Raw genomic sequence first — 12,412 nt, forward strand, 5'->3', positions numbered from 1 at the left:
GCCGCTCGCCAGCCGTATCGCCGCCTCCCGGCTGGCCGCGCGCCGCACCTGGACCGTCGCCGTCCTGGCCCGCAAGCTCGCCGACCAGCGCCGCCGCCTCGACGAACTGCGCGCCGGTGACCTGGCCGTCAAGGCCACCTTCGAACTCGGCTACGGCCAGCTCGAACCGCTCCAGGCCCGCGCGTTCCGCCTGCTGTCGCTGCCCGACGGCCCGGACATCTCGCTGGACGCGGCCGCCGCCGTCCTGGACATGGACCCGTACTCGACCGAGGAACTGCTCGAAGCCCTCGTCGACATCAGCCTCATCGAGTCCGCCGCCCCGGCCCGCTACCGCTTCCACGACCTGCTGCGGCTGTACGCCCGCGAGTGCGCCGACCGCGACGAGACCGACGAGGCCCGCTGCCGGGCGCTGTCCCGGCTGCTCGACTTCTACCTCTCCTCCGCCGCGTGCGCGTACGAGCTGGAGAACCCCGGCGACCGCGTCCTCGACCACCTCGCCCCGACCGAACGGACCGGCCTGGCCTTCGGCACCCGCGAAGAGGCCCTGGAATGGCTCTTCTCCGAGGCCCAGGGCCTGCTCGCCGCCGTGCAGCAGGCCGCCGGCGGCGGCTGCGAGGGCCCGATGCGGCGCGCGGTCGACCTGCTGTGGGCGGCCCAGGATCTGATGGAGTCGGGCGTCTACGCGCGGCAGTACGAGCAGGGTGTGCAGGCGCTGGTGACGACGGCGGGCGACTGCGCCGAGCATCTGGTCGAGGGCCGGGCCCGCGTCCTCCTCGGCCAACTCCACCGGCTGTCCGGGCAGTTCGTGGCCGCGGACATGGAGGCGCAGCGCTCCTTCATCCTGGGCATGGCCGCGGAAGACCCGCTGACCCGCAGCTACGCCCTCAACCTGCGGGGCGGGATCGCCCTGCAGGGCCACCGCTTCGACGAGTGCGCCGAGTACCACAGCAACGCGCTGGAAGCGTTCCGCGAGGACGGCAACCGGCACGGCGAGGCCGCCGCGCTCAGCAACCTCTCCCGGGCCCAGCTGGAGCTGGGCGACACCGACGCCGCGGTGTCCGCCACCGAGCAGGTCGTGGCGATCTACCGCGGACTGGGCGCCGGCTTCCGGCTCGGCAACGGCCTGTACGCCATGGGCATCGCCCTCACCACGACCGACCGGCTCGACGAGGCGACCGTCTGCCTGACCGAGGCCCTGGGCATCTTCCACGAAGCGCGGCAGCGGTTCTGGGAGGGCATGACGCTCTTCCGGCTCTCCAAGGTCCACCTGGCGGGCGGCCAGTGGCGCCAGTCCGCGTCCCACGCCGAGCAGGCCCTCGTCATCCTCCGCGAGGTCGGCGGCGAATGGCGCACCGCGAACGCCCTCACCGTCCTGGGGCGAGCCCTCGCCGGCTTCGGCCAGACCATCCGTGCCCGCGCCTGCTGGCACGACGCCCTCGGCATCTTCACGGCGCTCGGATCCCCCGAGGCGGACGAGGTCCGACGGCTCATCGACGACCGGTCGTCCCCCGCCGTTGCCATATAATCGCAGGTCACCTCAATCAACGCGCTCGTTTATCTGTTGATTATCTCGGGATGCCAGGATTCCATTCATTGCACGAGCTACCCACCCGGTGGCGCACGGGGGTCGCCACCGGGTGGGTGCAACACAGGACCGACAAAACCTGGGGAGTCCATATGACCACCGAGATCCCGAAGCCAAAGAACGACGGCGGCACCGTCAAGCCGGACAACTGGCACAACGACAGCACGACGGAGCCCATCCCCGACGTCCTCCTCGCCGACGGTGGCCCCGAGACCAAGCCCGACAACTGGCACAACGACTCCGAGCCCGCCAAGTAACAGGCCGGGCCGGCGAATCGGGCCCCGCCCGCTCGGGGGAGCGCCAGGGGTGACCGGGGGGAACCACAAAGCACGGGGAAGCACGGGGGAACGACGGGGGAACGCTCAGGAGCTCGGGGGAGCTCAGGAGCGAACGGGCTCGGGGGGCCCATGGTCCGGGGGGACCGCACGGGGGAAGCTCAGGGGTTCGGGGGAACTCAGGAGTGCACGGGGCTCGAGGGAGCCCACTGGTGAACGGGTCCGGGGGGACCCGGCACGAATCCGGAGTCCGGGGGGACTCAGCGGAACGATCGGGACCGCACAGGGGGAACGCGAGAGACCGACCATGGCGTGGAGGGGGCGCCGTGGCCGGTCTCTCTTCCTGTGCGGGACCGGCTCTACCGCCGCGAGGGGAGCGGTCGACGTCCCCTTCGCACTTTTGCCCGGCTACGCGGGCGACGTCCGCGCCGCCCCCCGCAGCTCCGCCTTCATCACTTTGCCGCTCGCGTTCCGCGGCAGTTCCGTCAGGAAGTTCACTTCCCTCGGGACCTTGTAGTTGGCCATTTCGCGGCGGGACCAGGCGATGAGGTCGTCCGCGGAGAGGGTGGAGTCGCGGCGGCGGATGACGTAGGCCTTGCCCACCTCGCCGAGGCGGGGGTCGGGGATGCCGATGACGGCGGCGTCCGTGACGTCGGGGTGGTGGCGCAGGGCCTGTTCTATCTCGGCGGGGTAGGCGTTGAATCCGCCGACGATGAACATGTCCTTGATGCGGTCGGTGATGCGCAGGTTGCCGTCGGCGTCCATGACGCCGACGTCGCCGGTGTGGAGCCAGCCGTCGGCGTCGATCGCGCGGTCCGTCTCGTCGGGGTCCTCGAAATAGCCGCGCATGACGTTGTAGCCGCGGACCAGGACCTCGCCGGGTTCGCCGGGCCCTGCGGACAGGACGCGTACCTCGGTGTCGGGGATGGCGCGCCCCGATGTGGAGGCGATGACTTCGGCGGGGTCGCCCTGGCGGCACATCGTGACCGTGCCGCCGGCCTCGGTGAGGCCGTACGCCGTCAGGACGGTGGCGATCTTCAGCTCGGAGCGCAGCCGTTCCACGAGTTCGAGCGGGACGACGGCGGCGCCGGTGACGACGAGGCGCAACGCGCTCAGGTCGTGCTTGGCGCGGGCCGGGTGGTCGAGGATCGACTGGTGGAGGGTGGGCGGGCCGGGGAGGACGCTGATGCGTTCCGCGGCGATGTTGGCGAGCGCGGTGTCGACGTTGAAGACGGGCTGCGGCACCATCGTGGCGCCGCGCATGAGGCAGGCGATGATGCCCGCCTTGTAGCCGAAGGTGTGGAAGAACGGGTTGATGATCAGGTAGCGGTCGCCCTCGGTGAGGCCGGCCAGTTCGCTCCAGACGCTGTAGACGCGCAGCGTCTGGGCGTGGCTGATGACGGCGCCCTTGGGGTGGCCCGTGGTCCCGGAGGTGAACGTGATGTCCGAGGGGTCGTCCGGGCGCAGCGAGTCCGCCCGGCGGCGCACCGCCTCGCGGGAGACCGTCCCGCCGCCCGCCAGGAAGTCCCGCCAGGTGCGGTAGCCCTCGGGGGCGGTGTCGGAGAGGACGACGACCTCTTGCAGGTGCGGCAGTTCGGCGTCGGCGCGGCGCAGCGAGGCCACGTAGGACGTGCCGAGGAAGGTGCCGGTGACGAAGAGCAGTCTGGCGCGGGTCCGTTCCAGGACGTAGGCCGCCTCGGCGCCCTTGAAGCGGGTGTTGAGGGGGACGAGGACGCCGCCCGCGGACACGGCGCCGAGCGCCGCGACGATCCAGTCGAGCGTGTTGGGCGCCCAGATGGCGACACGGTCGCCGGCTTCGACGCCCGCCGCGATCGTGGCGGCGGCGGCCCGCTCGACGCGCTCACCCAGCTCCGCGTAGCTGATGCGGGTCCGGCCGTCGACGACCGCCTCGCGGTCGCCGTACTGTCGTACCGCCGCTCGTACCAGCCCCGGGATGCTGCCCCAGTCCAGGTCACCGCGCATGATGCTCCCCTCAACGGGCTTACCGACTGCCTGACCACCGCTACCGGAATACCCGGATACCTCTGACCCACCACTACCTGACTACCCGTCAGATTAGCGGTACCCTGACTGGCTGTCAGCAGTGATGACCATGCCGGGAGGTGTCCGTGAGCGCTGCCCTGAAGGACGCGACAGCGATCGTGGGAATAGGCCAGACCCCGTTCGCCAAGAACCTTGTGGAGTCCGAACGCGCCCTGGCCTGCCGCGCGATCATCGCGGCACTCGACGACGCCGGGATAGCACCCGCCGAGGTCGACGGCTTCGCCTCCTACACGATGGAGGAGACCGACGAGGTCGAGGTGGCGAAGTCCATCGGCGCCGGGGACGTCACCTTCTTCTCCAAGGTCGGGTACGGCGGTGGCGGCTCCTGCGCGACGGTGGCGCACCTCGCGGCGGCCGTCGCCACCGGGCAGGCGACCGTGGGCGTGGCCTGGCGGTCCCGCAAACGCGGCAGCGGCAAGCGCCCCTGGACCAACACCGCGGTCCAGCTCCCCACCCCCGGCCAGTGGACCCGGCCCTTCGGGCTGCTGCGTCCCGCCGACGAGATCGGGATGCTCGCCCGCCGCTACATGCACGAGTTCGGCGCGACCCGCGATCACCTGTTCAACGTCGCCCTCGCCTGCCGTAACCGCGCCAACCAGAACCCGGCCGCGATGATGTATGAGCGCCCGCTGACCCGCGAGATGTACATGACGTCCCGCTGGATCAGTGAACCGCTCTGCCTCTTCGACAACTGCCTGGAGACCGACGGGGCGCTGGCCTGCGTCGTCGTCAGCGCCGAGCGCGCCCGCGACTGCCGCCGCAAGCCCGTCTACGTGCACTCCGCCGCCCAGGGCCTGCCCGCCCAGCACCACGGCATGGTCAACTACTGGAACGACGACCCGCTGACCGGCCCGTCCTGGGCCACCGCGCGCCATCTGTGGAAGAACTCCGACCTCACCCCTGAGGACGTCGATGTCGCCCAGATCTACGACGCGTTCACCCCGCTCATCCCGCTCTCCCTGGAGGGCTACGGCTTCTGCGGCCGCGGCGAGGGCGCCGCGTTCACCGAGGGCGGCGCCCTGGAGATCGGTGGCCGGCTCCCCATCAACACCGGCGGCGGCGGGCTCAGCGAGGCGTACGTCCACGGCTTCAACCTCATCAACGAGGGCGTCAAGCAACTGCGCGGCGACTCCACCGCCCAGGTCCCCGACGCCGCGACCTGCCTGGTCACGGCGGGCGAGGGCGTACCGACATCCGCGCTGCTGCTGCGAAGCTGAGGAGCTGACCGCCATGACCGCCCTGCCCACCGAGCCCGCCAGGACCGTCGAGTCCGCCACCGCCACGACCGGCGACGGCCTGCTGCTGCCCGTGCCCGACGACGACGGCGCGCCCTTCTGGGAGTACGCCCGCCGTGGCGAGCTGCGCGTCCAGGCGTGCGCCGCCTGCGGCGTCCTGCGCTTCCCGCCGCGCCCCTGCTGCCCGCACTGCCAGTCCTTCGACAGCGAGTGGCGGCGGATGAGCGGCCGCGGCCGCATCTGGTCGTACGTCTTCCCGCACCCGCCGCTGCTGCCCGCCTACGCGGAACAGGCGCCGTACAACGCGATCGTCGTGGAGCTGCTGGACGCCCCGCGGATCCGTCTGGTCGGCAACCTCGTCACGTCGGCCGACGCCCCGCTCGACTCCGTCGATCCGTCGAGGCTCCGCATCGGCGCCGGGGTGAAGGTCGCCTTCCACGCGATGGCGGACGGCGTCACCGTGCCGCGCTGGCTGCTGGAGCGGCCATGAGCGTCACCTGTACGTCGAAGGACGGCGTCGCCGTCGTCACCCTGGACCGCCCGCGGCGCCTCAACGCGATCGACCTCGACACCGTCACCGAACTCACCGCCTTGTGGCGGGAGTTCCGGATGAACGACGACGTCCGCGCGATCGTCCTCACCGGCGCCGGCGACAAGGCGTTCTGCACCGGGATCGACCGCTCCGTCGACGTCCCGCAGCCGCCGTCCCCGTATTCCATCGACGATCCGCTGCTGCGCCTCGGCCCCAAGTCCAACGACCTGTGGAAGCCGGTCGTCGCGGCCGTCAACGGCATGGCCTGCGGCGGCGCCTTCTATCTCCTGGGCGAGGCCGAGTTCGTCATCGCCGCCGAGCACGCCACCTTCTTCGACCCGCACACGACGTACGGCATGGTCAGCGCCTACGAGTCCGTCCTCATGGCGCAGCGCATGCCGTACGGCGAGGTCATGCGGATGTCGCTGATGGGCACGGCGGAGCGGGTCGGCGCGCGACGGGCCCACGAGACCGGTCTCGTGTCGGAGGTCGTCCCGGCGGACGAGCTGCTCGACGCGGCCCTGCGCGCCGCCGCCGTCATCGCCTCCTACCCGACGGAAGCGGTCCAGGGCACTGTCCGCGCCGTCTGGTCCGCCCGCGAGGCGGCCCGCGCGCACGCACTGGCGCAGGCCCCGCACCTCATCGCGCTCGGGAACCTGCCGCCGGAACGTCAGGCGGGACTGTTCACGTCGCGCAGCGGAGAGTTCCGGGTGCGCTGACGGTCACCCACCCATGAGCTCAGCTGCGGTTGGCACTCGCGATGACGCAGTCGGTCCACTCCCCGCTCGCGACGCCCGAGTCGAGCGTCCCGATGGCGTCGACCGTCTTCGTCGAGCGGGCCTTCACCAGGGTGCGGGCCAAGGTGGAGCTGCCGATCTGCACGCCCTGCGCGTTCTTCAGGCGCACCACGGCGGAGAAGTAGTACGACTTGGTGCCCCGGCTGTTGTCGATCCGCAGCTGCGACGTGGGCCGCGCGGCGCTGGAACCGGAGCCGTGGCACTGCACGACGGACACTTGGTCGATCGCGGCCGGCAGCCCCGTCGGACTGGCCGAACCGGAGGACGTCGGCGAGCTGGTGCTCCGGCGGTAGGTGCTGGTGGACTGCGGTCGCGGGCTGTACGTCGAATCAGAAGTGGAACCGGAACTCGAGCCCGAGCCGGAACTGGAGCCGGAACTGGAACCGGAACTGGAACCGGAGCCGGAGTTCGAGCTCGAGGAACTGCTGCTGCTGTGACTACTGCTGCAACCGCCCCCCTTGCTGTGGCTCTTGCTCTTGCTCTTGCTCTTGCTCTTGCTCCCGCTGAAACCGGTGAGCGAAAGAACGACGACGGCGAGTACCGCGACAAGGCGCAGTTGACGGAGCTGCAAGGCTGACCATCCCCAGTGGTTGGCAGGAGCGCGTCAGGCTAGCAGCCTCATCGCCCCGCCCGGAGCGCCGCGATCCGCGGCGCCCGGCTCTTCGGCGAGTCCAGGCTGAAGCTGCGGGCGTCGCCCAACTGGTCACGGACGCATGCCTCCGCCGACGCGACGGCGGCCCGCAGTTCCGCGTCCCGCGGCACCCACGGCTGCCGGACGAGCTCCTGCGCCTCCGTGTCGAACTCCCACAGCCCGACCAGCCGCCCCCGGTCCACGATCATGTGCGCGGGCGAGTCCGACAGGGCGCCCAGCGCCTTCGGCCCGGTGAGGTCCGGGCGCCGCGCGTCCGCCGGATCGAGCAGCCGCCCGAAGTCGCGGTGCAGCAGATGGATCCCGTCGATGCCCGCGACCAGCGCGTACGAGGGGTCCTTCGGCACGGTGAACCGCGCGTACTCCGCCGCCGTCCCCTCCGTCCACAGCAGGCCGGGCTCGACCTGCGGTCCCGGCCCGCGCGTGGAGCCCCAGATACAGCCCGGACCCGCCCACGGACCGCGCCCACCCGGTACGCCCCAACGTCCCGGCCGCGTCGTCCGCAGCCACCGACCCGTCAAGACCCTGACGGTGCGACCACCAAGCGCGCGGCTTCCCGATGTCCATGCGGCAGCGTCTGCCCCGCGTGGCGAGCTCACGCCGACCGGCATAGCGTGGGCCACACGGGGGCGCCGAGATTGGACGACGCACGATGATCCGCAACGTCTTCGGGTCCCTCATCGCCCTCATCGGAGCGGCGGCCGCCGTCTGGAGCCCCTTCCGTGCCTGGTACGACGGCCGTCACGGCTCCGAGATCCGCATCGAAGACCTCTTCGACGGGATCACCACCGACCGGGCCGCCGTCATGGGCTCCCTGTTCCTCCCCATGCTCTTCGCCACCCTGATCACCCTCCTGGGGATCCTGCTGCGCTCCCGGCTCCTCGTCGCCTTCTCCGGTGTCCTGGTCCTCGGCTTCACCATCCTGTGGATGGTCCGCCAGGGACTGGCCGCCGGCTCCCTCACCGCGGGCGGCAACGGCCTCGGCATCGGCGTGGCGAACGCCCTCGGCGGCGGCATCCTGCTCCTGATCGGCGCCGCCACCATGTCCGGCCGCCACCACCCGCACTACGGCACCCCACCGCCCCACCCCATCGACACCGTCGCCCCCGTCGAGCCCGTGGAAACTCCCCCCACCTGGCCGACCCCGCCCGAGACCCCACCCGAACCGGCCGAACCCCCACTCGAGGACACCCGGACAGCAACCTGGATCCCACCGGAGCACCGACCGACACCGGAACGTCCGGACTAGGACGGCAGGGGTTGGAACGCGAGGTGCCCGGGGCCGGAGGGGTGGGGGTTCGAAATGCTGCCGAGCTATTTGTGGGCCGCCAGGCCCGTAAATAGTCGATTTCGAACCGCCGCCCCGCAGGACCCGGGCACCGGAACCACGAACAAACCCGCAACCGCTAAGGCCGCCTCGCAGCAGCGCCCGTTCCCTTCACCGCGTCCAGTGCGTAGACGCAGCGGTCCTTGCTGCACGCGTACACGACCCCGTCCGCCGCCACCGGCGACCCCGTGATCTCGCCGCCCGTTTCGAGCTTCCAGCGCAGCTGGCCGCCCCCGGCGTCCACCGTGTACAGGCAGTGGTCCTTCGAGCCGAAGTGGACGCGTCCGTCCGCCACGACCGGCGATCCGACGATCTCGCCCTGGGCGGCGAAGCGCCACTTCGGATTGCCGGTGACGGCGTCGAGCGTGTAGAGCGCGCTGCCCGCGCCCAGGAGCACGTCGCCGCCGGCGACGAGCACCGGTTCGAGGGACTGCCGGGGCTCCGTGGCGACGCGCCAGCGGTCGCGGCCGGTGTGCGGGTCGAGGGCGTAGACCGTGCCGAGGTGGTCGGCGATGTAGATGCCGCCGCCCGCCGCGCCGGCGCCCGGAACGTGGGCCGGCGGCCCGAACATGACGGCGGGGGCGTCGAAGCGCCAGCGCTCCGCCCCGGACCTGGCGTCGAGGGCGAGGACACGCGTGCCCGCGGTGACGTAGACGATGCCGTCGGCCACGACCGGCCGCGTCGGGACGCTGCCGGTCGCGCCGGGGACGCCGGACGCCCCGACCGGGTAGGACCAGCGCTCGGCGCCGGACCCGGCGTCGATGGCGTAGAAGCGGCCGCCGCCCTGGAAGTAGACGGTGCCGGCGGCGATCGAGGGCCCCGACTCGGGGGACTCGAACTCGGTCTGCGCGCCGCCGCGCTCCCAGCGCAGCAGTCCGCGGTCGGCGTCCCAGGCCTGGACGCCGCCGCCCCGCGTGCCGGTGACGACCGTGCCGTGTTCGGCGCGCAGCGAGTAGATCCAGCCCTCGACGCCGGTGCGCCAGAGGTCGCCGCCGTCGGCCGTGTCGAGGGCGTAGAGGCTCGGTCCGTCGGAGGCGTGGATGCGGCCGTCGGCGACGGCCATCGTCCAGGCGACGTCGCGGGTCTTGAACTGCCGCCGCCCGCTGGCGATGTCGAGCGCGTGCACCTCGAAGGAGGTGACGTACAGGCGCCCGTCGGAGACGACGGGCGTGCCCCACACGTCGTTGGACATACGGAAGCGCCAGGGCCGCCACTCCCCCGGCGGGGCCGGCGGCTGGAGCTGCTGCACGGGGAGCGCGCCGGGCCCGTTGGCCCGGTGGGAGCCACCGCGCCGCACCCAGTCCGTGCCGGGGGCGCCCTCCGGCGGTCGCGCACCGTGGTCGGCGTCCGCGACGCGCAGGCCCGGCCCTATCGGAGCGGAACCGGCCAGCCGGACGGGCCCGTGGGTGTGCGGCTCGGACACGGCACCACCTCGCCCGCCGACCGGCGCGTTCAGACCACCGGCGTTCCGACCACCAGGGTTCGGACCGCCCGCGTTCAGACCACCGGGGCCGTTGTTCAGCCCGCCGGGACCGTTGAAACCGCCGGGACCGTTCAGCCCACCGGCGCCGCCGGGGCCCTGTCGGCCGTCCACACCGTGCCGGCCGTGCCCGACCGGTTCGGGGTCCGGGGTGCGCGGCGGCACGGGAGGCCGTGGCGGCGGTGCGGTGCCGGCGTTGACGGCGACGGCCGGCCGCCCGCTGCGGCGCTGCTCTATCAGCGCGACCGCCCCGGGCGGCAGCCACGCGGACGCCGTACCCGTGTCGTCGCTGCCGGTGGAGAACAGATGCGGGGCGAGCTGGGCCTGGAGCTCCGCGGGCGTGGGCCGCTGGTCGGCTTCCATCCGCATGCAGGACTCGATGAGGGGCCGCAGCTCGCTCGGCAGACCCGCCAGGTCCGGGCCCTCGCGGAGCAGCATGAAGACCGTCTCGACGGGGTTCGCGCCGTGGAAGGGGGCGTGCCCCGTCGCGGCGAACACCAGCGTCGAGCCGAGCGAGAACACGTCGCTGGCGCCGCGCACGCTGCGCGAGTCGCGGGCCTGCTCGGGCGACATGTAGGCGGGGGTGCCGACGGCGACGTTCGTCATGGTCAGCCGGGTGTTGGACACCCCGCTGGCGATACCGAAGTCGATCACCCGGGGCCCGTCCTCGACGACCAGGACGTTGGACGGCTTCATGTCACGGTGCACGAGCCCCGCGCCGTGGATGGACTGCAGCGCCTCGGCGACGCCGGCGGCGAGCCAGCGGACGGCCTGGGCGGGCATCGGCCCGGCCTCGTTGATGATCTCTTCGAGGGAGGGGGCGGGGACGTACGCGGTGGCCAGCCATGGCACGGCCGCGCGCGCGTCCGCGTCCACGACGGCGGCCGTGTAGAAGCCGCTGACCGCGCGGGCCGCCTCGACCTCACGGCTGAAGCGGACCCGGAACAGCTGGTCCTCGGCGAGCTCGGCGCGCACCGTCTTGATCGCGACCCGGCGGCCGGAGGCCGACCTGGCGAGATAGACCAGCCCCATGCCGCCGGCACCGAGCCGGGCCAGCACCTCGAAAGGGCCGATCCGTCGCGGGTCGTGCTGCGTCAGCTGCTCCACCGGTGCCCGTCCCTCCCCGTGGGGTGTTCCCCATATGGAAGCTGATTCTTCCTGGCGGAGGGTCCAGTTGCGAACCCGGGGGCGTAACGACACGACATCTGTCGATTCTGTCGGTACGGACCCCCGGTCCTGACCGCTGTGAACAGAGGGCTGACCGGAGCCGGAAGCGACCCGGAACCGGGCCCGAACCGGGCCGGAACCAGGCCCGAACCAGGCAAAACCCGGGCCGGGGCTCCGTGGGGCGGGCTGTCGCGTCATCCACGGCGGACCGGAGTGCGGCCGGCCGCGAACCGACTCATCAAAGAAGTCGGGACGGCGTGTCGCGGGCCCTGTTCGTCACGCCAAGGACGACGAATACGGCACTTCGGCCACTATTCGAACATATGCGCCCTTCCTGGGCCCCGCAGAGCACTGCCCACAGAAGTTATCCACAGGCTGTTGATAAGATGATTCGCTCGAATGGCGGACCGGGGACAGACCGGAGGCGGACCGGGGACGATCAGGCGCGGCAGCGCCGGGGCCGACCGGAAAGCCTGCCGGACCAACGTCCCCCGCATCGCATCCGACGCCGTCGGGACCGCATTCGACGCAGTCGGGACCGCACCCGGAATCCGGTCGAACCCATTTGCACGAGGCCGAATCGCGCGCTGATCACCCGCCGGTAAACTGACGGCATGACAGGACAAGTTCGCACCGTCGACGGCCGTGTTGCCGGTCGTCGAGGTCAGGCGACGCGGCAGAAGCTGCTCGACTGCCTCGGCGAGATGCTCAGCACCTCGCCGTACCGGGACGTCAAGGTCATTGACGTGGCCCGGATGGCGGGCACCTCCCCCGCAACGTTCTACCAGTACTTCCCCGACGTCGAGGGCGCGGTCCTCGAACTCGCCGAGGAAATGGCCAAGGAAGGAGCGAGCCTCACCGACCTGGTCGCCGGACGCTCCTGGATCGGCAAGTCCGGCGCCCTGGCGGCGGAGGAACTGGTCGACGGCTTCCTCTCCTTCTGGCGGAAGAACGACGCGATTCTGCGCGTCGTCGACCTCGGAGCGGCAGAAGGGGACAAGCGGTTCTACAAGATCCGCATGAAGATCCTCAACGCCGTCACCAACTCGCTCACGGATTCCATCAAGGATCTGCAGAGCAAGGGCAAGGTCGACAAGGAGGTCAGCCCGGCCGCCATGGCCGGCTCACTGGTCGCCATGCTGGCCGCCGTCGCGTCGCACCAGAAGGGGTTCACCAGCTGGGGCGTGAAACAGGCCGAGTTGAAGCCGAACCTCGCACTGCTGGTGCATCTCGGCGTCACCGGAAAGAAGCCCGTCAAGTAACTCATCAGGCCCCAAGCGGCCCTTGGCGCGCTCCTGTTC

General features: G+C 71.6%; 11 protein-coding genes. 7 read left to right on the top strand and 4 right to left on the bottom strand.

Annotated features, from left to right (window positions below; translation table 11 throughout):
* On the top strand, positions 1-1,525 hold a 1,525-nt coding region (locus O3W51_RS30975; RefSeq protein WP_269287818.1), incomplete at its 5' end, for a tetratricopeptide repeat protein.
* 152 nt (positions 1,526-1,677) lie between these two features.
* Complete coding sequence (locus O3W51_RS30980; protein WP_164294336.1) at positions 1,678-1,842, top strand: hypothetical protein; 165 nt, start codon at positions 1,678-1,680, stop codon at positions 1,840-1,842.
* 426 nt (positions 1,843-2,268) lie between these two features.
* Here the strand turns inward: O3W51_RS30980 and O3W51_RS30985 are convergent, their stop codons facing one another.
* Positions 2,269-3,843, bottom strand: coding sequence for a FadD3 family acyl-CoA ligase (locus tag O3W51_RS30985; protein ID WP_269287820.1), 1,575 nt, complete (start codon positions 3,841-3,843; stop codon positions 2,269-2,271).
* 146 nt (positions 3,844-3,989) lie between these two features.
* On the opposite strand from O3W51_RS30985, the gene O3W51_RS30990 reads away from it, so the two are divergent.
* Genes O3W51_RS30990 through O3W51_RS31000 form a run of 3 tightly spaced genes read left to right on the top strand, consistent with a single transcriptional unit; the run spans position 3,990 to position 6,410 of the window.
* A complete protein-coding gene (locus O3W51_RS30990) occupies positions 3,990-5,141 on the top strand; it encodes a lipid-transfer protein (protein WP_138353573.1) in 1,152 nt (383 codons plus the stop codon).
* 13 nt (positions 5,142-5,154) lie between these two features.
* A complete protein-coding gene (locus O3W51_RS30995) occupies positions 5,155-5,649 on the top strand; it encodes a Zn-ribbon domain-containing OB-fold protein (protein ID WP_138353572.1) in 495 nt (164 codons plus the stop codon).
* Positions 5,646-6,410: an enoyl-CoA hydratase/isomerase family protein gene (locus O3W51_RS31000; RefSeq protein ID WP_198357778.1), complete on the top strand. Its 765-nt coding sequence runs from the start codon at positions 5,646-5,648 to the stop codon at positions 6,408-6,410. The genes O3W51_RS30995 and O3W51_RS31000 overlap by 4 nt, the downstream gene beginning before the upstream one ends.
* Positions 6,411-6,429: 19 nt before the next feature.
* Here O3W51_RS31000 and O3W51_RS31005 read toward each other — a convergent pair whose 3' ends face one another.
* Together O3W51_RS31005 and O3W51_RS31010 are read right to left on the bottom strand one after the other, a co-directional pair.
* Positions 6,430-6,705 (bottom strand): hypothetical protein, encoded by a 276-nt coding sequence (locus O3W51_RS31005; protein WP_138353570.1) that lies wholly within the window; start codon positions 6,703-6,705, stop codon positions 6,430-6,432.
* Positions 6,706-7,106: 401 nt separating this feature from the next.
* Positions 7,107-7,658, bottom strand: coding sequence for a hypothetical protein (locus O3W51_RS31010; RefSeq protein WP_198357779.1), 552 nt, complete (start codon positions 7,656-7,658; stop codon positions 7,107-7,109).
* 131 nt (positions 7,659-7,789) lie between these two features.
* Here O3W51_RS31010 and O3W51_RS31015 point away from each other — a divergent pair, with 131 nt between their 5' ends.
* Positions 7,790-8,386: a hypothetical protein gene (locus tag O3W51_RS31015; RefSeq protein ID WP_198357780.1), complete on the top strand. Its 597-nt coding sequence runs from the start codon at positions 7,790-7,792 to the stop codon at positions 8,384-8,386.
* A 157-nt stretch (positions 8,387-8,543) separates the two neighbouring features.
* Here the strand turns inward: O3W51_RS31015 and O3W51_RS31020 are convergent, their stop codons facing one another.
* Positions 8,544-11,051 (bottom strand): serine/threonine-protein kinase, encoded by a 2,508-nt coding sequence (locus tag O3W51_RS31020; RefSeq protein ID WP_138353568.1) that lies wholly within the window; start codon positions 11,049-11,051, stop codon positions 8,544-8,546.
* A 674-nt stretch (positions 11,052-11,725) separates the two neighbouring features.
* Between O3W51_RS31020 and O3W51_RS31025 the strand changes: the two genes are divergently transcribed.
* Positions 11,726-12,373: a TetR family transcriptional regulator gene (locus tag O3W51_RS31025; protein WP_138353567.1), complete on the top strand. Its 648-nt coding sequence runs from the start codon at positions 11,726-11,728 to the stop codon at positions 12,371-12,373.
* The last annotated feature ends 39 nt before the right edge of the window (positions 12,374-12,412 follow it).

Origin of the sequence: Streptomyces sp. H39-C1, from assembly GCF_027158125.1 — a bacterium.
GTDB classification, from domain to species: Bacteria; Actinomycetota; Actinomycetes; order Streptomycetales; family Streptomycetaceae; genus Actinacidiphila; species Actinacidiphila fildesensis.